The 26,830-nt window shown below is 67.7% G+C and carries 19 protein-coding genes and 1 riboswitch; of the genes, 13 read left to right on the forward strand and 6 right to left on the reverse strand.

Going from position 1 to position 26,830, the window contains the following annotated elements; all coding sequences use genetic code 11:
* Window positions 1–17: 17 nt before the first annotated feature.
* The 3 genes from ACPEH8_RS07795 to ilvC are packed head-to-tail and all read right to left on the reverse strand — an operon-like array spanning window position 18 to window position 3,011.
* Window positions 18–278, reverse strand: coding sequence for an ACT domain-containing protein (locus ACPEH8_RS07795; RefSeq protein ID WP_153164740.1), 261 nt, complete (start codon window positions 276–278; stop codon window positions 18–20).
* On the reverse strand, window positions 262–1,998 hold the full coding sequence (ilvG, locus tag ACPEH8_RS07800; protein WP_313160416.1) for an acetolactate synthase 2 catalytic subunit: 1,737 nt from the start codon (window positions 1,996–1,998) through the stop codon (window positions 262–264). The genes ACPEH8_RS07795 and ilvG overlap by 17 nt, the downstream gene beginning before the upstream one ends.
* 38 nt (window positions 1,999–2,036) lie before the next feature.
* On the reverse strand, window positions 2,037–3,011 hold the full coding sequence (gene ilvC, locus ACPEH8_RS07805) for a ketol-acid reductoisomerase (RefSeq protein ID WP_017356279.1): 975 nt from the start codon (window positions 3,009–3,011) through the stop codon (window positions 2,037–2,039).
* A 659-nt stretch (window positions 3,012–3,670) separates the two neighbouring features.
* Between ilvC and ggt the strand changes: the two genes are divergently transcribed.
* The gene (ggt, locus tag ACPEH8_RS07810) at window positions 3,671–5,389 is read left to right on the forward strand and encodes a gamma-glutamyltransferase (RefSeq protein ID WP_313160417.1); all 1,719 of its coding nucleotides are present in this window, start codon (window positions 3,671–3,673) and stop codon (window positions 5,387–5,389) included.
* A gap of 153 nt (window positions 5,390–5,542) precedes the next feature.
* Here ggt and ACPEH8_RS07815 read toward each other — a convergent pair whose 3' ends face one another.
* A complete protein-coding gene (locus tag ACPEH8_RS07815) occupies window positions 5,543–7,111 on the reverse strand; it encodes a BCCT family transporter (protein WP_423666458.1) in 1,569 nt (522 codons plus the stop codon).
* A 279-nt stretch (window positions 7,112–7,390) separates the two neighbouring features.
* A riboswitch (TPP riboswitch) is annotated at window positions 7,391–7,492 on the forward strand.
* Between the two features lie 138 nt (window positions 7,493–7,630).
* Between ACPEH8_RS07815 and thiC the strand changes: the two genes are divergently transcribed.
* The 5 genes from thiC (at window position 7,631) to ACPEH8_RS07840 (ending at window position 16,795) form a co-directional block, all read left to right on the forward strand.
* Entirely contained in the window at window positions 7,631–9,508 is a 1,878-nt protein-coding gene (thiC, locus tag ACPEH8_RS07820; RefSeq protein ID WP_153164738.1) for a phosphomethylpyrimidine synthase ThiC, read from the forward strand.
* Between the two features lie 100 nt (window positions 9,509–9,608).
* Window positions 9,609–10,286 (forward strand): ion channel, encoded by a 678-nt coding sequence (locus tag ACPEH8_RS07825; protein ID WP_017355111.1) that lies wholly within the window; start codon window positions 9,609–9,611, stop codon window positions 10,284–10,286.
* Window positions 10,287–10,537: 251 nt separating this feature from the next.
* Window positions 10,538–12,874 (forward strand): winged helix-turn-helix domain-containing protein, encoded by a 2,337-nt coding sequence (locus ACPEH8_RS07830; RefSeq protein ID WP_423666460.1) that lies wholly within the window; start codon window positions 10,538–10,540, stop codon window positions 12,872–12,874.
* Between the two features lie 112 nt (window positions 12,875–12,986).
* A complete protein-coding gene (locus tag ACPEH8_RS07835; protein WP_423666462.1) occupies window positions 12,987–13,889 on the forward strand; it encodes a helix-turn-helix transcriptional regulator in 903 nt (300 codons plus the stop codon).
* Window positions 13,890–13,936: 47 nt separating this feature from the next.
* Window positions 13,937–16,795, forward strand: a complete 2,859-nt coding sequence (locus ACPEH8_RS07840) for a TonB-dependent receptor domain-containing protein (protein ID WP_026070634.1) — start codon at window positions 13,937–13,939, stop codon at window positions 16,793–16,795.
* A gap of 162 nt (window positions 16,796–16,957) precedes the next feature.
* Here the strand turns inward: ACPEH8_RS07840 and ACPEH8_RS07845 are convergent, their stop codons facing one another.
* On the reverse strand, window positions 16,958–18,076 hold the full coding sequence (locus ACPEH8_RS07845; protein ID WP_136002946.1) for an HDOD domain-containing protein: 1,119 nt from the start codon (window positions 18,074–18,076) through the stop codon (window positions 16,958–16,960).
* Window positions 18,077–18,229: 153 nt separating this feature from the next.
* Window positions 18,230–18,766 carry an inorganic diphosphatase gene (gene ppa, locus ACPEH8_RS07850; protein ID WP_017355116.1) on the reverse strand — a complete coding sequence of 179 codons (537 nt, stop codon included), beginning with the start codon at window positions 18,764–18,766 and terminating at the stop codon, window positions 18,230–18,232.
* Between the two features lie 187 nt (window positions 18,767–18,953).
* Here ppa and ACPEH8_RS07855 point away from each other — a divergent pair, with 187 nt between their 5' ends.
* The 7 genes from ACPEH8_RS07855 (at window position 18,954) to ACPEH8_RS07885 (ending at window position 26,814) form a co-directional block, all read left to right on the forward strand.
* Entirely contained in the window at window positions 18,954–19,472 is a 519-nt protein-coding gene (locus ACPEH8_RS07855) for a hypothetical protein (protein ID WP_136002947.1), read from the forward strand.
* Window positions 19,473–19,524: 52 nt separating this feature from the next.
* On the forward strand, window positions 19,525–20,007 hold the full coding sequence (locus tag ACPEH8_RS07860; RefSeq protein ID WP_136002948.1) for a hypothetical protein: 483 nt from the start codon (window positions 19,525–19,527) through the stop codon (window positions 20,005–20,007).
* Between the two features lie 56 nt (window positions 20,008–20,063).
* Complete coding sequence (locus tag ACPEH8_RS07865; protein ID WP_313217269.1) at window positions 20,064–21,284, forward strand: helix-turn-helix domain-containing protein; 1,221 nt, start codon at window positions 20,064–20,066, stop codon at window positions 21,282–21,284.
* Between the two features lie 43 nt (window positions 21,285–21,327).
* A complete protein-coding gene (locus tag ACPEH8_RS07870; RefSeq protein ID WP_262071775.1) occupies window positions 21,328–21,999 on the forward strand; it encodes a glutamine cyclotransferase in 672 nt (223 codons plus the stop codon).
* 136 nt (window positions 22,000–22,135) lie between these two features.
* Complete coding sequence (locus ACPEH8_RS07875) at window positions 22,136–22,636, forward strand: RNA polymerase sigma factor (RefSeq protein ID WP_017354291.1); 501 nt, start codon at window positions 22,136–22,138, stop codon at window positions 22,634–22,636.
* 113 nt (window positions 22,637–22,749) lie between these two features.
* Window positions 22,750–23,724, forward strand: coding sequence for a FecR family protein (locus ACPEH8_RS07880; protein WP_153164733.1), 975 nt, complete (start codon window positions 22,750–22,752; stop codon window positions 23,722–23,724).
* Between the two features lie 171 nt (window positions 23,725–23,895).
* Entirely contained in the window at window positions 23,896–26,814 is a 2,919-nt protein-coding gene (locus ACPEH8_RS07885; RefSeq protein ID WP_153164732.1) for a TonB-dependent receptor, read from the forward strand.
* The last annotated feature ends 16 nt before the right edge of the window (window positions 26,815–26,830 follow it).

The raw sequence follows: 26,830 nt of genomic DNA on the forward strand, positions 1-26,830 counted from the left end.
CATGGCGGTGCGGGCAGTCATGCGGATACTCCCGGCGTCGGGTCCAGCGCGCTGATGCGCACCGACACGCAGTCGTAGATCTTCTCGATCTGGCGACGCAGTGTTTCCGGCGGTCGGGTGCTGTCCACCACCAGCTGCAGGTGCCAGCGGCCATCGTCGGCGGCATTGGGCGCACCGGCGATCGCGCGGGGCGCGAAGCCGCGCCGTTCGGCCATGCCGATCACGCGCAGCAGCGCGCCCTCGGCCGGCGTCAGCACCAGGTCAAGCCGGTATTGCATTGGGGGTCTCCTGGGTCTGGTGGGCCGGGTTGCTTTCCAGCATCGTGCTGTTGGCGTTGTTGGGCGGCACCAGCGGCCATACGTTGGCGCGCGCGTCGATGGCCACGTGCAGCAGCGCCGGGCCCGGCTGGGCCAGCAGTGCGGCCAGGCCGCCCTCGACGTCATCGCGGGCATCGATGCGCGTGGCCGGAATGCCGAACACCTGCGCCAGGGCCGCGAAATCGGGGTTGTCGGACAGGTCGATCTCGCTGTACCGCTCGGCGAAGAACAGTTCCTGCCACTGGCGAACCATGCCCAGCGAACTGTTGTCCAGCAGCACGATCTTCACCGGCAGGCGGCAGCGCCCGATGGTGGCCAGCTCCTGCACGTTCATCATGAAACTGCCATCGCCTGAAACCAGCACGACGGTGCGGTCGGGGCAGGCGAACTGCGCGCCCATCGCGGCCGGCAGGCCGAAGCCCATCGTGCCCAGCGCGCCGCTGGTCAGATGGTTGCGCGGGTGATTGAAGCGGCAGTGCTGGGCGACCCACATCTGGTGCTGGCCGACATCGCAGGCGATGATCGCGTCCGCCGGGGCCAGCTCGCTCAACCGCTTCAACAGCGCCGGTGCGTAGATGTGCCTGCCGGGTGCGTCATAGCGCGGCGCGAAGCGTTCGCGATGGCCGGCACAGCGCCGGCGCCACGCCTCCTGGGCCGGCACGGGTGCAGTCAGGGCGGCGGTCAGGGCGCGCATGGCAGTGCCGACGTTGCCGGGCACGGCGACATCGGCGGTGCGCAGCTTGGAGATCTCGTAGGCGTCGGCATCGATGTGGACGACCCGCGCGAACGGCGCGAACTCGTTCAACTTGCCGGTGGCGCGGTCATCGAAGCGCGCGCCCACCACCACCAGCAGGTCGCTCTCCTGTACCGCCATGTTGGCGGCGCGGGTACCGTGCATGCCCAGCATGCCCAGGTAATGTGGATGCTGTGGCGGCAGGGCACCCAGGCCGCGCAGGGTCAGCACGGTGGGAATCGCGGTGGCGTCGACAAAGGCACGGAAGTCCTCGACGGCATCGCCCAGCGCCACGCCACCGCCGGCATAGATCACCGGCTTTTCGGCCGAGGCGATGGCGGCGATGGCCTGTGCGATCACATCGGCCTGCGGTGCCGGCAGCGCCGGCACGGTGGCCGGCACGTGGGCGGGCAGGTGCGATGCATCGGCGACCTGGACATCCTTCGGCAGGTCGATCAGGACCGGGCCGGGGCGCCCCTCGCGGGCGATCCGGAACGCGTCGCGGACGACCTGCGGCAGGTCCTCGACCCGGCGCACCAGCCAGCTGTGCTTAACGATCGGCAGGGTCAGCCCGAACACGTCCAGTTCCTGGAATGCGTCGGTGCCCAGCAGCGGCGTGGCGACCTGGCCGGTGATGCAGACCATTGGTACCGAGTCCAGCATCGCATCGGCAATGCCGGTAACCAGATTGGAGGCGCCCGGGCCGGACGTGGCGACGCAGACGCCGACCTGGCCGCTGGCGCGCGCGTAGCCATTGGCCGCCAGGGCGGCGCCCTGCTCGTGGCGTACCAGGATGTGCTTCAGCCCGGAATCCACCAGGGCGTCGTAGAACGGCATGATGGTGCCGCCCGGATAGCCGAACAGCGTGTGCACGCCCTCGGCTTCCAGGGCCTGCGTCAACCAGCGTGCGCCGTTGCGGGGCGCGGTGCTGTGTGCGGAGGTGTTCATGCGGTGACCTTTGCGAAAGCGGTGGGAGAGCCGCGCGGTTACGCGGCTTGACTTTGCAGCCAGACCATCTTGGCGCGCAGTTCCTTGCCTACCTTCTCAATCGGGTGCTCCAGGTCGGCCTGCTTGAACCGGGTGTAGTTCGGCAGGCCTGCTTCGTACTCGGCGACCCAGTTCTTGGTGAAGGTGCCGTTCTGGATGTCGGTCAGTACGTCCTTCATGCGCGCCTTGGTGCCGGCATCGATCACCCGCGGGCCGCTGACGTAGTCGCCGTACTGCGCGGTCTCGGAGATGAATTCCAGCATGCGGGTGATGCCCCCTTCGTAGAACAGGTCCACGATCAGCTTCAGTTCGTGCAGCACTTCGTAGTAGGCGATTTCCGGCTGGTAGCCGGCTTCCACCAGCGTTTCGAAGCCGGCCTGCACCAGCGCCGAGGCACCGCCGCACAGCACGGCCTGCTCGCCGAACAGGTCGGTCTCGGTCTCTTCCTTGAACGTGGTCTGGATCAGGTTGGCACGTGCACCGCCCAGACCGGCCGCATAGGCGAGCGCGTACTCGGCGGCCTTGCCGCTGCGGTCCTGGTACACCGCCCAGATGCACGGCACACCACGGCCGATTTCATACTCGCGGCGCACCAGCGCGCCAGGACCCTTCGGCGCGACCAGCACCACATCCAGATCCTCGCGCGGGGTGATCATGTTGAAGTGCACGTTCAGGCCGTGCGCGAACAACAGCACCGCGCCCTGTTTCATGTTCGGCGCGAGCACGTCCTCGTAGAGCTTCTTCTGCACCATGTCCGGGGTCAGCACCGCCACCAGGTCGGCGTCTTTCACCGCATCGGCGGGCGCTTTCACGGTAAAGCCGTCGGCCTGTGCCTTGACCTCGGTCGGGCCACCCGGACGCAGCCCGATGACGACATCGAAACCGGATTCGCGCAGGTTCAGCGCGTGCGCGCGGCCCTGGCTGCCGTAGCCGACAACAGCGATCTTGATCTGGGGCAGGTCGTTGGTGCTCATGGGAGAGGTTCCTTGGAGGTAAGAAAAAAGACGGCCGGCGGTCTCAGGGACACGCCGGCCGGTCAGGGGAAGCGGCGGCACGCGCATCGCACCGCCCACACGTGCCCGCCGCGCAGGCGGTGGGCGTGAATCGGGCGGCGGCGGGATGGCGGGTCATGGCGGAAGGCGGCTCGGAAGGAGGAGGAGGAGGGAATCGAGGGGCTCTGAAACGAAAAAACCCGCACCTGGGCGGGTGCGGGTTTTTGATGGATACCTGGCAGTCTTGCTTACACGCCGGTCCGTCCCGCACCTGTTGGCTGGGTAATAAGTACGAGGACAAGGAGCGAACGGATCGAGGCCGCGCCGGGATCGGCGTGCTGGATGGATTCGCGAATGGGCGTGTGGCGCTGCAACATGTGATCGAGAAAACCACAGCGGTTTTGGCACTGTCAACCTTTGCGGCAACATTTCCAACGGTTTCGGCTGTATCCAGTGCAAAGCCCCGCCGCGCAAGGATGGTTGCGGTTGAAAGCGTTCTGGTGAACCGGAATTCACTATTTTGCGATGCGGATCTGCGCGGATTCGCCCCGCTTTCCACTGTCGTGCATGACCATTGTCGGATGTCCGCGCCGGGCATCTGCGGCGAGTATCGAGGCCGCTGCCACCCACCAGGAACTCCCGTGCCTTCAGCCCTTGCCCGCGGCGTGCTCACTGCCGCCCTCCTGTGCGCCCTGCCGGCGCTGTCCCCGGCGGCCGACCGTGTCACCGGCCATCCCTTTGCCACCCGCTCGGAAGTGATCGCCCCGCACGCGATGGCGGCCACCTCGCAGCCACTGGCCACCCAGGTGGCGCTGGATGTGATGAAGTCCGGTGGTTCGGCGGTGGATGCCGCCATCGCCGCCAATGCCGCGCTGGGGCTGATGGAGCCCACGGGCAACGGCATCGGCGGCGACCTGTTCGCCATCGTCTGGGACCCGAAGACGCAGAAGCTGTACGGCTACAACGGCTCGGGACGGTCGCCGAAGTCGCTGACCCTGGCCGAGTTCCAGCGCCGGGGACTGAAGGAGATTCCGGCGACCGGGCCGCTGCCGGTGTCGGTCCCGGGGGCGGTGGACGGCTGGTTCGCACTGCACGCGCGCTTCGGGCGCAAGCCGATGGCCGAGAACCTGGCGCCGGCCATCCGCTACGCGCGTGAGGGCCACCCGGTGGCCGAGGTGATCGCCTACTACTGGGACCGCTCGGTGCCGCGCCTGTCCAGGTATCCGGGCTTCAGCGAGCAGTTCACCATCGACGGCCACGCGCCGCGCAAGGGTCAGATGTGGCGGAACCCGAACCTGGCCAACACGCTGGAGAAGATCGCGCAGGGCGGTCGCGATGCCTTCTACAAGGGCGAGATCGCGCGGACTGTCGGCGACTACTTCAAGGCCAACGGTGGGTACCTCAGCTACGACGACCTGGCCAGCCATCACGGCGAGTGGGTGGAGCCGGTCAGCAGCAATTACCGGGGCTACGACGTATGGGAGCTGCCGCCCAACAGCCAGGGCATTGCGGCGCTGCAGATTCTCAATGTGCTGGAAGGCTACGATTTCTCGAAGATCGCCTTCGGCTCGCCCGAGCATGTGCACCTGTTCGTGGAGGCCAAGAAGCTGGCGTTCGCCGATCGCGCGCGCTTCTATACCGATCCGGCGTTCCATCCCGCGCCGGTGGACCGGCTGATCTCCAAGGGCTACGCGGCCGGGCGGCGCACGCTCATCTCGATGGACAAAGCGTCGCGTGAAGTGCAACCGGGCACGCCGAAGCAATTGGAGGAGGGCGACACGATCTACCTGACCGTGGCCGACGCCGACGGCATGATGGTGTCGCTGATCCAGTCCAACTACCGTGGCATGGGCAGCGGCATGGCGCCGCCGGGACTGGGCTTCATCCTGCAGGACCGCGGCGAGATGTTCGTGCTGCAGAAGGACCACCCCAATGGCTACGCGCCGGGCAAGCGCCCCTTCCAGACCATCATTCCGGCGTTCGTCACCAAGGACGGCAAGCCGTGGATGAGCTTCGGGGTGATGGGCGGGGCGATGCAGCCGCAGGGCCACGCACAGATCGTCATGAACATGGTTGATTTCGGCATGAACCTGCAGGAAGCCGGCGACGCGCCGCGCATCCAGCATGAAGGATCGACCGAGCCGACCGGGCAGGCGACGGCGATGAGCGATGGCGGCGAGGTCAACCTGGAGACGGGCTTCCCGTACGAAACGGTGCGCGCGCTGATGCGCAAGGGCCACCGGGTGGTGTTCGCCGATGGCCCCTATGGTGGCTACCAGGCGATCCTGCGCGATCCGGAGACGGGCGTGTACTACGGCGCTTCGGAAAGCCGCAAGGACGGGCAGGCGGCGGGGTACTGAGTCCCCGCAGGTGGCGCCGACTGTTGGTCGGCGGCTCCCGGTCGCGGCGCTGATACAGCCATCGTGCTGCAGCCGGGTAGAACCCGGCTCTACGGGTGATGCAGCCGGGTAGAACCCGGCTCTACGGGTGATGCAGCCGGGTAGAACCCGGCTCTACGGCGCGCGGGCGGCTTCGTCGCGGGTTTCTTCCTGCGCGGCGATCTCGCGTTCGATCCATTCGTCCATCATCCGCCGCGCCCGCTGCGCGCGGCGGCGCTGCAGCGCGTACTCCATGTCGAGCACGCGGTACAGCGACCACATCACCAGCAGCATCAGCACCGCGAACGGCAGCGCGGCGATGGTGATCATGCCCTGCAGCGCCTCCAGGCCGCCGGCCAGCAGCAGCACCCCGGCAATCAGCGCGATGGCCACGCCCCAGGTCATGCGCCGCGACAGCGGCGGGTCGCCGGCCTCATCGGTGGACATGCTGGCCAGCACCAGAACCGCCGAATCGGCCGAGGTCACGAAGAAGATGATCAGCAGCACCAGTGCCATCACCGACAGCACCGTGGGCAGCGGCAGGCTGTCGAACATGGTGAACAGCACGGTCTCGTAGCCATTGCCCAACGCCTGCGCCAGATCGACGTGGCCGAAGATCTGCGACCACAGCGCGGTGCCGCCGAACACCGAGAACCACAGGAAGCCCAGCACGCTCGGCGCGATCACCACGCCCAGCACGAACTCGCGGATGCTGCGTCCGCGCGACACGCGGGCGATGAACGAGCCCACGAACGGTGCCCAGGCGATCCACCACGCCCAGTAGAAAATCGTCCAGTCGGCCACCCAGGTGCTGCCCGAGAACGGCGACATGCGCAGGCTCATCGTCACCAGCTGGTTGAGGTAGGAGCCGATCGTGGTGGTGAAGGTGTCGAAGATGAAGCCGGTCGGCCCCAGCACCAGCACCAGCGCCAGCAGCAGCGCCGCAAGGGCCAGGTTGATGTTGGACAGCCACTTGATGCCACGGTGCACGCCGCTGGTGGTGGAGGCCATGTACATCACGAAGGCCACCGCGATGATGGTCAACTGCAGCGGAATCGAGGCGCGCAGACCGAATACGCGTTCCATCCCGGCGGCGATCTGGATGGTGCCGAAGCCCAGCGTGGTGGCCACGCCGATCGCGGTGGCGACCACGGCGGCCACGTTCACCACGGTCCCCATCCAGCCACGGTGGCGTGCGCCGATCAGCGGTTGCAGCAGGTCGCTGATCTGGCCACGTCCATTACGGTTGAACTGGAACCAGGCCATCGCCAGGCCGATCAGCGCATAGATCGCCCACGGATGCAGGCCCCAATGGAAGAACGCATAGCGCATCGACGCACGCGCCGCTTCCATGCTCTGCGGCGCCAGCCCCTCTGGTGGCTTGACGAAGTGCGAGATCGGCTCGGCCGCGCCCCAGAACACCAGCCCGATGCCCATGCCGGCCGCGAACAGCATCGACATCCAGCTCGCATTGGAGAAGTCCGGCTCGGCATCTTCGCCGCCGATGCGCAGCGACCCGAAGCGGCCGAACGCCAGATACATCAGGAACGATAGCGTGATGAACACCACCAGCAGGTACAGCCAGCCGGTGCTGCGCACGATGTTGGACAGGCCAAGCTGCACCACGTCGTTGAACGGGCCGGGCGCGATGCCGGCAGTCAGGACGAGCAGCGCGACCAGCGCGATGGAAATGCGAAACACCATGCAGGGGCTTCTCCAGGAAAAGGGCGCGAGCGGATGCTTGCAGTCTCCAGCGGCACGACGGCGACAACTGGGGCGAAGCCGGACGAAGGCCGGTCGGCGGGATGCCACGGCATCGGGTTCAGCCCGATGGTCCCCTGCGTGGGCGCAGCGCCAGGCGCCAGGCAGCACGTCACGGGGGTGGAGATCCTCGCGGGGCGATACTAACCGCGCTGACGTAATGAACCCGTTCACAGCGGTGGCAACGGCGGTGTCGATGCACGGGTCTTTGTGGTCTAATTCGCCTCGAAGCGGGGGTACCGAGGCCATGTGGCCGAGGTTGAGACAGTCCCTTCGAACCTGATCCGGTTGATACCGGCGTAGGGAAGCTTCGCATCCGCTGATGCATTGCGCCGTAGGGTCCCCACGCCCGCAGACCGCCCGCAGTGCGCCCGTCGTGCGCCGCCGTTTCGTCCCTTTCAACACGGATTTCCCGTCACGGACCGCCGGTCCGCGCCCGGGGTCCAAACAGGACGATGCCCGATGAACGCACCGCTTTCCACCCTGCAGCAGCAGGCCCAGCAGCTTTCCGGTTCGGTTACGCGACCGATCCCCGGTTCGCGCAAGATCCACGTGCAGGGCTCGCGCAGCGACCTGCAGGTTCCCATGCGCGAGATCGTGCTGACCCGCACGCCGACGTTGTTCGGCGGCGAAGAGAACGCGCCGGTCACCGTCTACGACACCTCCGGCCCGTACACCGATCCGGCCGCCAGCATCGACCTGTCGACCGGCCTGCCGGCACTGCGCGCGGCGTGGGTGGCCGAGCGGGGCGATACCGAAACGCTGGCAGCCCTGAGTTCGGCGTTCGGCCGGTCGCGCGACACCGATGCGCGCCTGGATGCGGTGCGCTTTCCGTCGCGCACGCTGCCGCGCCGCGCCGTCGCCGGCGCCAACGTCACCCAGATGCACTACGCGCGCCGCGGCATCATCACCCCGGAGATGGAGTTCGTGGCGATCCGCGAAAACCAGCGCCTGGAGGCGATCGCCGATGCGACGCTGCGGCGGCAGCATCCTGGGCAATCGTTCGGCGCGTCGATCCCGGCCATCATCACCCCCGAGTTCGTGCGCGACGAGATCGCGCGTGGCCGGGCCGTGCTGCCCAACAACATCAACCATCCGGAAAGCGAGCCGATGATCATCGGCCGCAACTTCCTGACCAAGATCAACGCCAACATCGGCAACAGCGCGGTGTCCTCCGGCATCGCCGAGGAAGTGGAGAAGCTGGTGTGGGCGATCCGCTGGGGCGGTGACACCGTGATGGACCTGTCTACCGGCAAGCACATCCATGAAACGCGCGAGTGGATCATCCGCAACTCGCCCGTGGCGATCGGTACCGTGCCGATCTACCAGGCGCTGGAGAAGGTGGACGGGCGCGCCGAGGAACTCACCTGGGAGATCTTCCGTGACACGCTGATCGAGCAGGCAGAGCAGGGCGTGGACTATTTCACCATCCATGCCGGCGTCCTGCTGCGCTACGTGCCGCTGACCGCCGGGCGCGTCACCGGCATTGTCTCGCGGGGAGGCTCGATCATGGCCAAGTGGTGTCTGGCCCATCACAAGGAGAACTTCCTCTACACGCATTTCGACGACATCTGCGAGATCATGAAGGCCTACGACGTGACCTTCTCGCTGGGCGACGGACTGCGCCCGGGCTGCATCGCCGATGCCAACGATGCCGCACAGTTCGGTGAGCTGGAGACGCTGGGCGAGTTGACCAGGATCGCGTGGAAACACGACGTGCAGACCATGATCGAAGGCCCCGGCCACGTGCCGATGCAGCTGATCAAGGAGAACATGGACAAGCAGCTGCGCGAATGCGGTGAGGCGCCTTTCTATACGCTGGGGCCGCTGACCACCGACATCGCCCCCGGTTACGACCACATCACCAGCGCGATCGGTGCGGCGATGATCGGCTGGTACGGCACCGCGATGCTCTGCTACGTCACCCCCAAGGAGCACCTGGGCCTGCCCAACCGCCAGGATGTGCGCGACGGCATCATGGCCTACCGGATCGCGGCGCATGCATCGGACCTGGCCAAGGGCCACCCGGGTGCGCAGGTGCGCGACAACGCGCTGAGCAAGGCGCGCTTCGAATTCCGCTGGGAAGACCAGTTCCACCTGGGCCTGGATCCGGAGAAGGCCAAGGAATTCCATGACGAAACCCTGCCGAAGGACGCGCACAAGCTGGCCCATTTCTGCTCGATGTGCGGCCCGCACTTCTGTTCGATGAAGATCACCCAGGACGTACGCGACTACGCGGCGGGGCAGGGGCTGGACGCACAGGCGGCGCTCGACGCCGGCATGGCCGAGAAGTCGCTGCAGTTCCGCGACCAGGGCGCCGAGGTCTACCGCCCGCAATGACGCGGCGGCCGGGGGGGCAGCTGCCCCCCCGGCATCCTCATGCGTTCGCCCCGGCAACCGCGCTAAGCTCGGCGCCGGACGGCCAGGGGCGGGAAACACGATGGCGATTGCGCGCAGGACCAAATGGCTGGCGATGGCACGCCGGCACCCCTCGGCGTGGTTGCTGGGCGTGCAGCTGCTCGGCGTGCTGCTGTACCCGGCGATGGACGAGGCCGGCGCCAGCCGCGCGCTGTTCGGCGCCTTCGGCATTGCGGTGCTCGGCCTTTCCCTGTGGGTGGTGCGGCGCAGCCCGCTCGGCATGTGGCTGGCGCTGGTACTGGCGATCCCCTCGGTGGTGTTTTCCATCGCCGGCGCGCTGCTGGAGCGCCCCGGGCTGATTACGACAGCGCAGCTGCTCGAATGCCTGCTGTACTTCTATACCGCCGGCAGCCTGACCGCCTACATGCTGCAGGATCACAAGGTGACCCGCGACGAACTGTTCGCGGCCGGTGCGACATTCACATTGCTGGCGTGGGCGTTCGCGTTCGCCTTCGCGGTGTGCCAGCAGTGGTTTCCGGGGAGTTTTCTCGCCACCAGCGAGAGCGAACTGCGCACGTGGATGGAGCTGCTTTATCTCAGCTTCAGCTTGCTGTCCGGGGTAGGGTTGAGCGATGTCGTGCCGGTGCACCCGCAGGCACGCGCGCTGGTCATGCTGGAGCAGTTTTCAGGCGTCATGTACGTGGCGCTGGTGGTGTCGCGGCTGGTGGGACTGACCATGCTCAGGCATGCACGAAACTGAATCCCACCTAAAAATATCGCGCCCGAAGGCGCGAATGCTGAATCAATTTATGGGAATTCGTCGGCGAGAGAGAGCCTGTTGTCGGCCACGCGCGTAGGCGCGGTTAACCGGCATAGGCTAGTATTCGCGCGCTTCGGTTTTTTTGCTGTTTGCGCTGATGCCTTGTGCGGAATCTGGCGGTTCGTTCGATCTTTCCTGTGGAGATGAATGCAACGCTGCCGTCGAGCCGGCATTCACCTGTGTCGCCTGGAATGATCAACAACGAAAGTGAGCCACCTTCCGCCGACGTGATGAAGATCGGCGACTGCACCGTCATTCTCTCTTCGCGGGAAGTCATGGTGGCAGGCGCACTTCGGCCACGACGCCTGACTCCCAAGGCACTGGGGGTGCTCAAGGCGCTCATGCGCGCTCCGGGCGCGGTGGTCACCCGTGATGAACTGTTTGCCGAGGTGTGGCCCGATACGCTGCCCACCAACGATGTGCTCACCCAGGCGGTGACGCAGCTGCGCAAGGCCTTTGCCAGCGACGACGACAGCGGCACCGCCTACATCGAAACCATCGCCAAGACCGGCTATCGCCTGCTGGTGCCGGTGAGCGTGGTCGAGACCCCGTTGCCGCCCCCGCCCGTAGAGGCCGAGGACAGCCAGGCCATGCCGGCGTCGGCCGCCGCGACCGACGCCGGGGGAACGCTGGCCGCGCCGGCTCCCATTGCGTTGCCACCGCGCCGCAGCCGACGCGTACGGCGCTACGTGCTGCTGGCCGTCGGTATCGCCATGCTGGTGGCGCTGCTGGTGATGGCCGCGCTGCTGGTGCAGCGCGAGCAGCCCCCCTCGGCACTGGACGCCGCCGTCGAGGACGGCACGCGCATTACCGGCAGCCCACAGCGCCCCTATCGCCTGATCACTGCAACCGCAGGGTTTGAGACCTATCCAACGCTGTCGCCGGACGGTTCCCAGGTGGCGTATGAAGCCGACATGGGCGTGCGTGAGGGCAGCACCATCAAGGTACAGACCGCCGGCAACACGCCGGCGCGCGCGCTGGTCGAGACCCCGACGGGCCAGTCCGACCGCTTCCCGAACTGGTCGCCGGACGGGCGCGACATCGCCTTTGCGCGCTTCGGTGCGGAAGGCAGCTGCGAGGTGCTCATCGCCAGCGCGACCGGTGGTGCGCTGCGCCATGTGACCCGCTGTGACGGCACCGAACTGCTCAGTTTCGACTGGACGCCGGACGGTCGCGGCCTGATCTTCGGCGCGCTCTCCGGCGCGCACGCCCACCGTGGCATCCGGGTGCTGGACATTGCCAGCGGCCGCTGGACCCCGCTGGCCTACGACACCGGCGAAGACGACTTCGACTATGCCCCGCGTTACTCGCCGGATGGTCGCTGGATCGCGTTCGTCCGCAATCCGCAGGTAGGCGACCTGTGGCGGATGCCGGCCAGCGGCGGCACGCCCGAGCAGCTTACTGACGATTCGGCCGAGATCCGTGGCTGGAGCTGGCGCGGCGACAGCCGCCACATCGTGTTCGGCCGACGCGTGGACAGCGAGGCGCGCCTGTACGAACTGGATACCGAGAGCCGGCTGTTGCGGGATGTCGGCCTGGATGACGCGCAGACGCCGGCGGTGTCGCGCAACAATCGCATGCTCGCGTTTGTGCACCGGCGCGCCCAGTTCGGGGTGTTCCGCGTGCCGGTGGGTGCCAACGGCCCGGGTACGCCCGAGCGCCTGTTCCCCTCCGGTGGGCGGGATGCGCAGCCGATGGTGTCGCCGGATGGCCGCCAGCTGGTGTTCTCCTCGGACCGTTCCGGCAGCTTCGCGCTGTGGTGGGCAGACTTGGAGCGTCCCGATTCGCTGCGCCCGATCGAGGGTCTGCGCCCCGAGGCACGCCAGGCACCGGACTGGTCCGGCGACAGCCATCGCCTGCTGGTGCTGGGGCGCGACGACCATGCCAATCCCTCGGTCTATGAAGTCAGTCCGCGCGATGAACAGGCACTGCGCCTGCCGTTGCCGGTCACGCAGCCGCTGCAGGCGTTGTACGGCGAAGACGATCAGCATGTGCTGGTGATCGAGCGCGACGGCCAGGAGCGGATGCGCCTGCTGCTGTTTGATCGCAGCACCACCGACTGGCGCCTGCTGGGCAGCATTGATGGCGTGTCGCAGGCGCGCTTCGACCGCAGCGGTCGGCGCGTGCTGTTCACCCGCCTGTCGGCCGGCGGACTCTGGTCGGCCGATGCGCGGTTGTCGGCCGGCAGCATCCGGCAGGTCAGCGAAGACCGGCCCACGCGCTGGCGCTACCGCACCTGGAGTGTGGCCGGCAATGGCAGCATCGATTACCTGTCCAGTCATCGTGACTGCGCCACGCTGTTCGCGCGGTTGAGTGCCGGAAGTGCCGGGGTCGAGCACTGTCTCGACCGTGCACGCCTGAGCGCGGGCAACGGTTTCAGCGCCAATGCCGGGGGCGATGCCGTTTACGTCGCGTTGGCGGTGGCCGATGGGGCCGATATCGGCGTCATGCCCCTGCCCAGACAGACCCCGTCGCTGTTCCCGGGGTTCTCCAGGTTGCTGTTTTTAAAGGGAAATGACCCTTCGTGATTTCTTCGTGTCAACGTCGTCGCGAATTCGGATGAATCTCGCCGGGAATTCCTGAGAACGCCGCCCGACTTGGCAAAACTGGTGGCCAATCAAGGCAAACTCCGGTGCAGTCATGCGTCAGCTCTCCTTGGCCGATCGTGGTCAATCGCTCTCCCTGGACAAGATCGTCGACGACGGCCCGCTGCCGACCTGCCTCGGCGTGGCGCGGCTGGGCAGCCTGCAGACCGCGGGCAACACGTTCACCGTATGGATGCAGCTGCGCGGCAGCGCCTGGGTCGAATCCAAGGAAGGCCGGTTCCGTCTTCGCCAGCGCGAGTGGATCGCCTTCGAGAAGGAATCGCGACCGATGGTGCAGGCCGGTCGCGATGGCCTGTGCATCGGCCTGAGCCTGGCGCCGGAAGCGCTGCGCGCGCTCGGCGAGCTGGCCGACTGCGGCCTGTACGCCGGCCGCGGCAGCATGAGCCGCGGCGAAGTGCGCGTGGCGTTGCGGTTGTGGCGCGATGCGCTGGCCAGCGGGCAGCCCGCGCAGGCGCTGCGCCCGGTCCTGCTGCACCTGGCCTCGCTTCAGCACGGCATGGCCACCGGGGTGCAGCGCTGCCCGGGACGTTCGCGCTCGCGCAAACGCCAGGTGTTCGGGCGCATGCAGCGCGCGCGGCTGTATCTGGAGGGCAACAGCCACCGCGTGGTGCGCATCGGTGAACTGGCCGAGCTGACCAATTTTTCCAGCTGGTACCTGTCCAAGACCTTCCAGAGCCTCTACGAGGAAAGCCCGCAGTCGCTGTCGGCCCGTCTGCGTCTGGAGCGCGCCGCTGATCTGCTGCGCGATACCGACATGATGGTGGGTGAAGTCGCGGCCGCCAGCGGATTCGACAACTGCTGCAGCTTCGCACGGGCCTTCCGCGCGCGTTACGGCCAGTCTGCGTCGCGCTACCGCGAAGCCATTGCGACCTTGCCGCCAGAATCGGCAAAGTCATCGGTTGTCTCACGCAAAAAATTCGCTGCAACGCAATCGTAACTTTCCGAGGCGTTTTAACACGCTACTAACGTACCTTGGAGAGATTAATGAATTTTCGTACTCCCGCAGTGCGGCTGGGCCTTCTGCCCGCCGGCATTGCGCTTGCCCTGACGCCGACCTTTGCATCGGCGCAGGAAGCGGGTGGCACGACCGATCTTGACCGCATCTCGGTCACCGGCTCGCGTATCCGCCAGGCCAGCATGGAAACCGCCCAGCCGGTGATCGCGCTGCAGCGCGCCGACATCGAGAAGCAGGGCTTCACCAGCGTTGCCGACATCGTCCAGAACCTGTCCGCCACCGGCTCCCCGGCGATCAGCCGCGCCGACGCGCTGTCCTCGGGCGAAGAAGTGGGCGGCCAGTACGTCAATCTGCGCAACCTCGGTCCGGAGCGCACCCTGGTGCTGCTGGACGGCAAGCGCATGGGCGTCAGCTCGGGCGGCTACACCGACCTCGCCTCGATCCCGACCTCGGTCGTGGAGCGCATCGAAGTCCTGACCGACGGCGCTTCGGCGATCTACGGTTCGGATGCCATCGCCGGCGTGATCAACATCATCACCCGCAAGAACTTCGACGGCCTCGAAGCCAGCGTCTACAAGGGCCAGTACGGCCAGGGCGACGGCGACAAGACCACCTACAACTTCGTCTACGGCCAGACCGGTGAACGCGGTTCGGTCACCTTCGGCGCCGAGTACAGCGAAGAAGAGCCGGTGCTTGCCAAGGACCGTCGCTTCAGCGCCTACGCCAACGGCTACCGTCATCCGAGCCCGACCGCCGATGACAGCAATGGCTGGAGCGCGATCACCGAGAAGGGCGTGCTGGTCACCCCGGGTGGCAACTACGTGCTCAACCCGGGTGGCGACTCGAGCGACTTCGGCGACTACCACGCGCTGACCAACGACGACCTGTCCAACCCGTCGCAGCAGATGTTCCTGTCGACCGGCATCAAGCGTCGTTCGGTGTTCACCAACGGCCAGTTCGATTTCACCGACAACATCCGCGGTACCGCCAGCGTCCTGTACACCGAACGCGAAGCGCTGCAGCAGATCGCCGGCTACCCGTACCGTTCCGGCGCGTACGACACCGCGATGTCGGCCAACAGCGTCTTCAACCCGCTGGATACCGACGTCGACTTCATGCGTCGTACCTGGGAAGTGCCGCGTCAGACCAAGTCCGAGCTGAACACCTTCCGCTTCAGCGGCGGTCTGGAAGGCTCGTTCGAGTTTGCCGACAAGTACTTCGACTGGGATGTGGGCTACGTCTACAACCGCAACAAGGGCGTCAAGACCGGCACCGGCAACCTGTTCATCCCGAACGTGCGCAATGCCGTCGGCGCGTCGTACATCGATGCCAACGGCGTGGCCCAGTGCGGCACCGCGGCGGCGCCGATTGCCGGCTGCACCCCGTGGAACCCGCTGCTGCCGTACGGCTCCACCGCCGATGGCTCGCTGTCGAACCCGGATCTGCAGAAGTACCTGTTCCTGCCGACCCACGACACCTCGGTCACCACCAGCAAGGTCTACAGCGCCAACCTGAGCGGCGCCATCGCGACCCTGCCGGCCGGCGACCTGTCCTTCGCCGCCGGTTACGAGCACCGCGAAGAAGACGCCGAGTACAACCCGGACGCGCTGCTGCAGTCGGGCCTGAGCACCGACCTGTCGGGTGCGCCGACCGCCGGCGGCTACAAGCTGGACGAGTTCTACCTGGAACTGAACGTGCCGATCCTCGCCGATCTGCCGTTCGCCAAGGAACTGTCGGTCGACATGGCCGGCCGTTACTCGGACTACAACACCTTCGGCGACACCGTGAACAGCAAGTTCGGCCTGAAGTGGAAGCCGACCGACGACCTGCTGGTGCGCGGCACCTACGCCACGGGCTTCCGTGCGCCGACCGTGGCCGACCTGTACGGCGGTACCTCGCAGACCTTCGACAAGTACACCGACCCGTGCGACACCCTGTTCGGTGCGGCCGTGCGCAACCCGGAAGTGGCTGCACGCTGCGGCGGCGCAGTGCCGGCCAACTTCCGTCAGGAAGCGTCGGGCGGCATCGATGCGACCGGCCCCGGCTCGCAGTCGAACTACGCGTACCTGTCCGGTTCCAATGACGCGCTGCTGCCGGAAACCTCCAAGACCTGGACGCTCGGCCTGGTCTACAGCCCGAACTTCGTGCAGGGCCTGGACGTCAGCCTGGACTGGTGGAAGATCCGCATCGACAACGTCATCGCGGCGGAGTCGGTCACCTCGATCCTCAACCAGTGCTACGTGCTGAACAACGCCAACGCCTGTGGCCGCGTCACCCGTGATGCGGATTCGGGCCAGGTGGTCGATGTGACCCGCAGCCTGATCAACGCCGGCTACCAGGAAACCGCAGGTTACGACCTGGGCGTCCGTTACCGTCTGCCGGAACTGGCGATCGGCAACTTCGTCATCGACTGGAAGACCACCTATGTGGACTACCTCGAGTACAAGCGCGACAACGAAGCTGAAACCGCCGTCGAGCAGCACAACGGCTGGGGCACCGGCGACTGGGGTGCCAACTTCCGCGTGCGTTCGAACCTGAACGTCGATTGGAGCTACGGCAACTTCGGCGTCAACTGGGGCGTGCGTTACTACTCCGGCCTGAAGGAAGAGTGCTCCTATGACCGCGATGGCGGTCCGGAGTGCAACAACCCGACGTACTCGTCGGATTACACGCTGGCCATCCCGGTGCGCAACACCGGTTCGAACACGTTCCACGACCTGCAGGTGCGTTACACGACCCCGTGGAATGCCACCGTTTCGGCCGGTGCGAACAACGTGTTCAACCACGAAGGTCCGCTGATGTACAGCCAGCCGAACTCGAGCTTCGCCTACTACGGCGGCTTCGATATCGGTCGCTTCTACTACCTGAAGTACACCCAGCGCTTCTGATCCATCGACGCACTGGTGCAGCACAGGGAGGGCGGACCGCAAGGTCCGCCCTCTTTCTTTTTGATCGCCTCATCCGCTTGAGGGTGACCCACTGAGCGCGCCGCAGACAAAAAAAGCGCGCCCCTGCGGACGCGCCTTCGGGTGCCTGCGTGCGGCGGCGCCTCAGGCGTCGGCGGCCACCAGCCCCATCAGAGCGTTGGCATGATCGCGCCACTGCGGCAGCTTGTTGAGTACGCCGGCGCGCTGCAGGTATTCCTCGTCGACCGGATCGCCGTTGATCAGCGCCAGTGCGACGTGCACCGCGCCGGTCACCCAGAAGCTCCGGGTGTTGGAGCGCTGCGGCTGCAGGTGGAAGGCGACCGCTTCGATGATCGGCATCGGCAGGCCCCACAGGCCCAGCAGATATGCACCGGCTTCGGCGTGGCCCGGGCGGTCGTCGCCGTCGGCCGCGTCCACCCGCTCGTTGCGCACGCCCGGCAGCAGCAGGCCGATGTCGGCGAGCAGGGCGGCCGTGGCGCCCAGTTCGGCGCTGGAGTCCGGCAGCAGCTTGGCGGCCAGGCGCGAGGCCAGCAGCGCGCGCTGCTGCAGCGAGTTGCGCTCGGCACCGGACAGCGGCTGGGCCGAGAAAACTTCGCTGGCCAGGACCAGGTCGCGCAGCGTCGACAACCCCAGCCGGGTCACTGCGGTACGCAGGTCGGAGATGATCCGGCCACTGTTGAAGAAGGCTGAGTTGGACAGCTGCAGCACCTTGGCCGCGATTGCCGGGTCGGCGGCGACCAGCTTGGCGACGTCGGCGGTGTCGGTGTCGTCATCGTGTTCCAGCGCCTGGGTCAGGCTCAGGTACAGATGCGGCGGCGAAGGCAGCTTCTCGATCCGGCCGATGGCACTGCGCAGGCGTTCGCTGTCAAGCAGCTCGCGCAGTTCTTCCAGGCTGGTCAGGGCTTCCAGCAGCACTTCCGGCGCCAGCGGCATCGGCAGGAAGCGGTGCGCCACCCCGATCAGGCGGGCCGGCGGCGGACGGGTGCCCACGCTGGCTTCCACCAGCGCGATACGGATGGTTTCCGGACGAAGCGTACGGATCTGCCCCAGCAGCGTGGTCGCGGTGAGATCCGGCAGAACCGGGCAGACAATCACCGCATCCACGGGCGAGCCGGCCACGATGCTCATCGCGCCCTGGCCATCGGCGGCGGTCAACGGTTGCCATTCTTCCCCAAGATCGGCAATGAACTCCAGCAGCTCAGCCGACAGGCTGGCCTGGTCCCCAACAAGCAGAATGCGCACGACACTGTCCCCTGGCTGACCACGGTGAAGCGCACCGTGGACGGTGTGAAGAGACGCAATGTACCCAATCCGGCACAAATAGTGATGTGCCGCATTCAAAAAACGTGATGCACATCGCTCCGGCGGCGAGTGCCGGAGCGATGTCGTTCAGCCTCAGGCGTTGCCGTTGAGGTAACGCTGATGGGCGTCGATCAGGATCTGCTTGGCCTCGGCGGCGCCGCCCCAGCCATCCAGCTTGACCCACTTGCCCTTCTCCAGGTCCTTGTAGTGCTCGAAGAAGTGGCCGATGCGCTCCAGCCAGTGGCTGGACACCTGCCCGATATCCTCGACATGGGCGTAGCCGCTGAAGATCTTGGCGATCGGCACGGCCAGGATCTTTTCGTCGCTGCCGGCCTCATCGCTCATCTTGAGCACGCCGACCGGACGGCAACGCACCACCGAACCCGGCACCAGCGGCAGCGGCAGCACCACCAGCACGTCGGCCGGATCGCCGTCGCCGCACAGGGTGCTCGGCACGTAGCCGTAGTTGCAGGGGTAGCGCATCGGGGTGGACAGGATGCGGTCGACGAAGATCGCGCCGGTTTCCTTGTCCACTTCGTACTTCACCGGCTCCGAGTCCTTCGGGATCTCGATGATGACGTTGATTTCTTCCGGCGGGTTCTTGCCGGGCGAGACGAGTTCCAGACCCATTGAGGTGTGCTCCGAGAGGGGGATGTTGGCGTACAGCCCCCCATTTTATGCCTTTGGCGGGCCGCGTGCAGGTCGGACGGTACCCACCGGACGTGGCGGGGCATTCCGACGCTGGCGCGCGGAGCGTGCTTATCGGCGGGATGAGGCTGAAGGCGCAGGGTAGGGCCATCCCCCTCTGGAGACCCCGATGGTCATTGCCTGCTTCCGCCTCCGCTGGCCGCGCCTCTGCCTTGTTGTCCTGCTCGGGCTGTGCCTGGCCGCCCCCCTGCAGGCCGCGGGCCCGCGCTTCATCGACCTGGCCGCGCGGGTCGGACCGGATGAATCCGCCGACGACACCGCCTACCACGAGCTCAACCGCTGGCTGATGCTGGAGTTCAACGATCTCTGCGAGGACTTCTTCTGCGAGGGCGCCCATGACAACTACCGGCCGTTGCGCCTGGCCTGCGTGGTGGATACCCGCGACGACACCCTGACGCAGTGCCGCTTCCCGGTATCGGCCAGCCGCGACCACATCGACCCGGACACCGGCGCGCTGCGGACCGAGGTACTGCACTGGCTCTGTCCGCTCCCCCTGCCGCGGCGGCTGCCGGTGGCGACCTTCCTGGCCGCGATGGACTGGCAACCCGACAGCTCCGGCCACCTGTTCAACCCCCTGCCAGGCACAGGTCGCTCGATGTTCGAGTTCCTGCGGGACTGCCTGCCTTGATGCCTGTCCTGCGGTGCCACGTCCCGGGCATCGCCATCCACGGAGTCGTTCGATGATCGCCAAGCCCCTGCTGCTGTTGTCCGTCCTGATGGCCGCCCCTGTCGCGCCGGCCGCTGCTGCCGCACCGCCAACCCATGTCGACCTGGTCGACTACCCACGCTCCCAGGCGAATTGGGACGCGTTCCACGACCTGCGCCGGCGGTTGATGGCCGGCTTCGACGATGTCTGCGCCGACACGTTCTGCGAGGGAGCGTACAGCGATTACGAAGCCTTCCAGCTGCGGTGCTCCGTGGCGGCCGGCACCGGCACCGTCAGTGACTGCCGCTGGGCCTTCGCGGCCAGCCAACTGGAGGTGGACGGCGCCACCGGCGCCATCCTGGCCGATCAACCCACCTGGCTGTGCAGCCTGCCCATTCCGCCGGGTACCACGGTGGAGACCTTCTTTGCGGCACTCGAAGGCCCGAGGGCGATCTTCCGCAGGCTGCCGGGTGCGCAGATGTCCATCTTCGAGTCGCTGGGTGACTGCCTGCGCTGACCGTGCCGGGGTGCAGCGCCCATGCGTCCTGGTTGCAGGGCAGGTAGCCTGTCGTCATGGATTCGCTCACTGCTGCCGCCGCGCGTGCCCTTGCCAGCGGCGACGCGCTTGCCGCCCTCAGGCACGTCGCCCTGCGGGAGGACCCGCCTGCGCTGGCGTTGCGCGGGGTGGCGCTGGCGCAGCTGCAGGACTGGCCTCGGGCGCGCGAGCTGCTGCAACGGGCCGCTCGCGCGTTCGGTCCGCAGGAAGCGCTGGCGCAGGCCCGTTGCGTGGTGGCCGATGCGGAGGTAGCGCTGGCCCTGCGCGAGCTCGGCGGATCGTCGCGGCCGCTGCGCGCGGCGGCCGCCACGCTGGCGGCACGCGGCGACGGCACCAACGCACTGCAGGCCTGGCTGGTGCTCGCGCGGCGCGAGGTGCTGCTCGGCCGGTTGGCCGATGCACGTGCCGCGCTGGACCAGCTGGACGGGCAGCCCTTGCCGGCCCCCCTGGCCGCGATGGCCGAGCTGACCCACGCCGAAGTGGCGCTGCGCACGCTTCAGGTCGCAGCGGCACGCGCGGCCCTTCAGCGCGCCGGCGAAGCGGCCGCGCATGCGCGCATCGCGGCCTTGCAGGGCGAGGTCGAACGCGCGTGGCACACCCTGGACACGCCGGCCGCGCGCTGCCGGCGCGGCGGCCAGTGGCAGGCGTTGACCCTGGACGGCGTAGCAGCGCTATGGGACGCCGATGCGCTGGTGGTGGATGCGTGCCGGCGCGGGGTGCATGCCGGTGCGACGGGCCGCTCGCTGGCACGCCGGCCGGTGCTGTTCGCGCTGCTGCGGGCGCTGGCCGAGGCGTGGCCGGGCGATGCCGGGCGTGACGCGCTCATCGGCCGTGCGTTCGGCATGCGCCATCCCGATGACACCCACCGCGCGCGGTTGCGCGTGGAGATCGGCAGGTTGCGCGCGCTGTTGCAGCCGTGGGCACGCGTGGATGCAACGGCGGCCGGCTTCGTGCTGCTGCCGGCGGCGGCGCGCGAGGTGGTGGTGCTGGCACCACCGCGCGACGATGCGCAGGACGCCCTGCTGGCGTTGCTCTCCGACGGGGCGGGTTGGGCCAGTTCGGCGCTGGCGCTGGCGCTGGGCACCAGCCAGCGCAGCGTGCAGCGCGCCCTGGCGGAGCTGGAGGGCGCCGGACGCGTGCGGGCGGTCGGGCAGGGCCGCACCCAGCGCTGGCTGGCGCCGCCGCTGACCGGATTCACGACGATCTTGTTACTCCCTGCCACGCTGCCGATTGACTAGGGTCGTGGTCAGGTCCCCCTCCCGTGCGGGCCAGGAGAACACCATGAACACGCACACCACGCTGTCCTCTGACACGCAGACCGTTCCCGTGGCCGAGGTACTGGCCGAATACGGACCATTTGCCGGCGCGTCCACCATCAACGGCGTGAGCCACGACGGGCGGCATGTCTGGGCGGCCACCGGCGAAGCGCTGGTGGCCTTCGATCCTGACACCGGCGCGGCGGTCCGGCAGTGGCCGCTGACCTGCGATGCCGGCACCGCGTTCGACGGCACCCACCTGTACCAGATTGCCGGCGCGCGTATCGACCGCATCGACCCGGCGACCGGCACCGTGCTCGGCTCCATTCCCGCCCCCGGCGATGGCACCGATTCGGGCATGGCCTGGGCCGAGGGCAGCCTGTGGGTGGGGCAGTACCGCGAACGTCGCATCCACCAGATCGACCCGCACACGGGGGCGATCCTGCGCACGATCCCGTCGGACCGCTTCGTTACTGGGGTCACCTGGGTGGACGATGCGCTGTGGCATGGCACCTGGGAAGATGGCCGCAGCGATCTGCGGCGGGTCGATCCGGCGACCGGCGCGGTGCTTGAGCGTCTGGACATGCCGGCTGGCAAGGAGGTCAGCGGGCTGGAATGGGACGGCGCCGGGCGCTTCTACTGCGGTGGCGGCAATACCGGGGTGGTGCGCGCGGTGCGGGTCCCCGGCCGCAGCTGAGGCGGGGCGGGCGGGCAGCGATCGGGCGGCCCGCCACAAACGTGACGCATTCTCATTTGCGGGGTAACATGCCGCGCCTCATGGCGGCCGGTGGCTGCCATGTTCCTGCCGTCCGATCGTTGCCGTGTCCGCCGCCATGTCCACCAACGCCTCCACCCTCACCGAGCTGCTGATCCGCGAACGCCCGGCGCTGCTGCGCCTGGTGCAACGCATCCTGGGCAGCGACGGGACCGCCGAAGACGTGATCCAGTCGGTATGGTTCAAGGCGCGCGGTGTGGACAGCGCGCAGCAGATCGACAACCCCCGGGCCTACCTCTACCGGTTGGCCACCAACCTGGCCACCGACCACGGGCGCGAGCGGACCCGCCGTACCCGGCTGCTGGCCGAGCACTATCTGTGGGGGCCCGATGAGGTGCTGTCCACCGAAGAGCAGGCGATGGCCCAGGACGAACTGCAGCGGGTGCTGCAGGCCGCCGAGCATCTGCCCGAGCCGACCCGCACCATCTTCCGCCTGCATCGGCTGCAGGGCATGACCCAGGCCGATGTGGCGCGCCGGCAGGGGGTCTCGGTGACGACCGTGGAGAACCATGTGCGCACGGCGCTCCAGCGTCTTGCCTGGGCCCGCGCCGGGCGCTGACACCGGGACCTGTACCCTGTCTTGGGGACGCGCCGCCCCCGTTCGTCTTGTTCCTGATGATGCCCGACGGTGTCGTCGCTTCATCCGCCCCCCGATCGCGCAGACCGCCAGCCATGAGCCCGCAGCAGCCCACCCCGCCGTTTTCCCCGCCCGCGCCCGTGGCGGAGCAGGCGCGCGCCTGGATCACGTGGTTGGCCTCGGGGGCGGCTGACGACCCTGTGCGCATGCAGGCCTTCGAGGATTGGCTGGCCGAGCCGGGCCACCGCCACGCGTTCGAGTACGAGCGCCAGCTCTGGCGCAGCGTTGGCCCACGTCCCGTGGCAACGGCACCGATCACAACGCGCGCACCGCGCCGTTCCCGTGGGCTGCGTCTGGGCGTGGCCGCAGCGGCCGTGCTGGCGCTGGCCTGGTGCGCGCCGGAAGCCTGGTTGCAGCTGCGCTCGGACCACCGCACCGGCATCGCCACCGAAACCGTGGCGCTGCCCGATGGCAGCCGCGCGGTACTCGACGCCGATTCGGCGATCGCGGTCCACTTCGATGGCAGCACCCGCACGATCGATCTGTTGCGCGGGCGGGCCTGGTTCGAGGTGGCGCCGGATCCGCAGCGGCGTTTTCTGGTGAACGCGCAGGGTGGGGTGGTCGAAGACATCTCCACCGCGTTCGTGGTCGACACCGCGCGCGCGCGCGTGGAAGCCCGGGTCGAACAGGGACGCGTGCGTGTGGCAGCCCGCGAGGGCGGCGGCTGGACCTATCTGCAGGCCGGGCAGCGCGCGACGTTCGTGCGCGACGGTCGCGTCGAGCGCGGGCCGGACATCGCGCTGGACCGCATTGCCCCGTGGCGACAGGGCGAACTGCTGCTGGACGCGGTCAACGTGCGCGACGCCGTCGCCGGCATCGGGCGTTACCGGTCCGGCCCGACCTTTGTGCGGGGCGATGTATCGCACCTGCCGGCGGTGAGCGCGGCGTTCCACATCGATCGGCCCGAGCAGGCGCTGGATGCGCTGGCAGGCACGGCCGGTCTGCGCGTGACCCGCCTGCCGCTGGGCGTGGCGATCGTGCGTGCCGGCGCGGCGCCAACGCCGGACTGACCGCACACCGCGCCAGGCCGATCCGATCCGTCCTGCATTTTCCCTTGGGGCTGGCGCCGCGCCGCGCGTCTAACACCCCGAACGTACCCGCCGCCGCCACGTACGTCCGCCGTGCCCGCACCTTGCGCGGGTCATCCGCCTTCGTGGCATTGCATTCCGACAGGTTCCTTCATGCGTACTCCCTCCCGTCCGGGTCTTCGCCCGCGTCCGTCCCGCCTGTGCGTCGCCCTGCTGGCCGCCGGCCTGGCATCCCTCACCGCACTGCCGGCCCTGGCCCAGTCCGCTGGCGATGCGGCCGCCGCCACGCACCGCTTCGACATTCCGGCCCAGCCGCTGGGTGAGGCACTGCGCAGCTTCATGCGCCAGTCCGGCATGCAGGTCGCCTATCCGGCCGCGTTGGCCAACGGCGTCACCTCTACCGCGGTGAGCGGTGAACTGGATGCGTCCTCGGCACTGGCACGCCTGCTGCAGGGCAGTGGCCTGGTGATGCGCCGGGTCGGCCCGGACGCGGTAACGCTGGAGCGGAGCGCGACCACCGCACGCGAAGACGGCGTCATCGTCACCGACGCCCTGCGCGTGGCCGGCGACCGCACCGACACCGGCGGCAGCGGCGGCGACCACACGCTGGATGCCTACCGCACCGCGGGGTCCAGCGTGTACGTCCCGCGCGCGACCCTCGAGCGCTTCCGCGGCACGTCCACGGCGGACATCGTCAAGGGCGTGGCCGGTGTCACGGCAGGCGACCCACGCACCGCCAACGCACTGGACCTCAACATCCGCGGCATCCAGGGGCAGAGCCGCATTCCGGTGATCATCGACGGCGGGCAGTCGACGATGGACACCTACCGCGGCTATGCCGGCCAGTCCCAGCGCACCTACCTGGACCCGGACCTGATTTCCAGCCTGACCATCACCAAGGGCCCCAGTCTGGGCGTGAACGCGTCCGGCGGCATCGGCGGCGTGGTGGAGATGGAGACGCTGAAGGTCGACGACGTGCTGCGCGACGGCCGCGACAGCGGTGTACGCATCCGCGGCGGCCTGGCCAACAACAGCGCCAACAATGTACCGGCCTACAGCGGCGTGCCGCGTACCGACCGCAACGCCACCGGCAGCCGGTTCTTCAACATCGCCGCGGCCAGGCACTGGGACAGCGTGGACCTGGTGGCCGCCTACGCGCGCCGCGACCAGGGCAACTACTTCGCGGGCAAGCACGGCTACGACGACTTTCCGCAGACCCGCCGCACGCTGGCGCCGCTGAATCCGCCGCGCACCGAGGTGTTCAACACGTCCTCCGAGTCCGAGTCGTTCCTGATCAAGGGCACCTGGCGCATCGACGAGAACCAGACGCTGGAAGGCGGCTACCGCCGCTATGAAGGCGAGCAGGGCGAGATCATGGCCTCGCAGATCATCCGCGTGGACCGCGACCGCGTGCCGCAGTGGGAACCGGGCCGCATCGACCTGGACGCGTACAACCTGCGGTACCGTTTCAATCCGGACAACGATCTGGTCGATCTGAAGGCCAACCTCTGGTACACCGACGCGCACAGCCTGATGTACAACGGCCTGACCGGCATCACGCCGTGGTACTTCGACCGCCGCACCGAGTGGTATGACGGCCCGACCTTCAACACCGACCCGGGCTACAAGAGCGCCTACCGCAACAGCATGCAGCAGACGCGGCTGGGCCTGGACGTGGGCAACACCACGCTCCTGGCCAACGATGCGGGCCTGTTCACGCTCAACTATGGCCTGTCCTACAGCGATGAGGACGTCGGCCCGGGTCGCAACGCGCCGATCATGCACGATGATCTGGTCAACAACCGTTTCCTGCGCAATGCCGGACGCAAGGAATACAGCGCCGTCGCATCGGTGAAGTGGGAGCCGGACGAGCACTGGGAGCTGATGCTGGGCGGGCGCTACAACCGCGTGGACGTGCATGACCGCAACCGCCTGGCCACGCCGGAAACCTACGGCGTGATCGGCCAGTACCGCTACACGCAGCTGCTCAACGGCAACCCGAACCTGCCGTCGTGGCGGGCCACGCGCATCGCGATGCTGAACTGGTATCCGGATGCCAACGGCCAGTTCACCCAGGCCTCGCTGCTGGCATCGCCGTACAAGCAGGGCACGGTGGCGGACATCGCCGGCTGGAACTTCTACGACGCCGACGATGCCGAGGACCTGAGCGTGCCGGTCAGCTGGACCTGGTCCAAGCCGATCCGTCGCCGCGACAGCGCGTTCATGCCGTCGGCCAGCGTGGCCTACCGCTTCACCGAAGACACGATGGTGTACGTGAAGTATGCCGAAGGCGTGAAGCTGCCGAGCCTGTTCGAGTCCACGCTGGGCCTGTTCACTGCGGCCAAGCCGGTCGGCGAGCTCAAGCCCGAGCGTGCCGGCACCTGGGAAGTGGGCGCGAGCACCGTGCAGCACGACCTGTTCGTTGACGGCGACCGTGCGGCGTTCAAGCTGGCCTACTTCGATACCCGCATCGACGACCTGATCACCCGCGACTACCGCACCCTGTCGGCCGGCTACATCCGCAACATCGACCGCTTCAAGGTCTCGGGCATGGAGTTCCAGTCCAACTACGATGCCGGCAAGGTGTTTGCCGATCTGTCGGCGCACTATTACTTCCAGGCCAAGACCTGCGCCCCGGACATCGCTGCCGAGCGTCGTGCCTACGGTGTGCAGCGCAGGATCGAGGAACTGAAGAACACGCCGGACTGCGTTGATGGCGGCTTCGAAGGCTCCTACAGCAATACCCAGAACCCGCCGCGCTATACGGTCAACATGACGCTGGGTTCGCGTCTGTTCGACGAACGGCTGACCTTCGGTACGCGCGTGATCCACAACGCCGGCCCGATCAGCAAGCTGGACAAGGAATGGAACGTGGGCCTGTCGGCCATCCAGCAGCTGTACCGTCCCAACACGCTGGTGGATCTGTTCGCCAGCTGGCGTGCCACCGAGCAGCTGGCGGTGGACGTCAACGTGGACAACCTGACCGACCGTTACTACCTGGACCCGCTGGCGCTGGGCATCATGCCGGCCCCGGGCCGCACCGTGCGGCTGGCGCTGACCTACCGCTACTGAGTCCGTGCAGAACAGG

The organism is Stenotrophomonas sp. NPDC077461, assembly GCF_049545475.1.
Taxonomy (GTDB): domain Bacteria; phylum Pseudomonadota; class Gammaproteobacteria; order Xanthomonadales; family Xanthomonadaceae; genus Stenotrophomonas; species Stenotrophomonas nematodicola.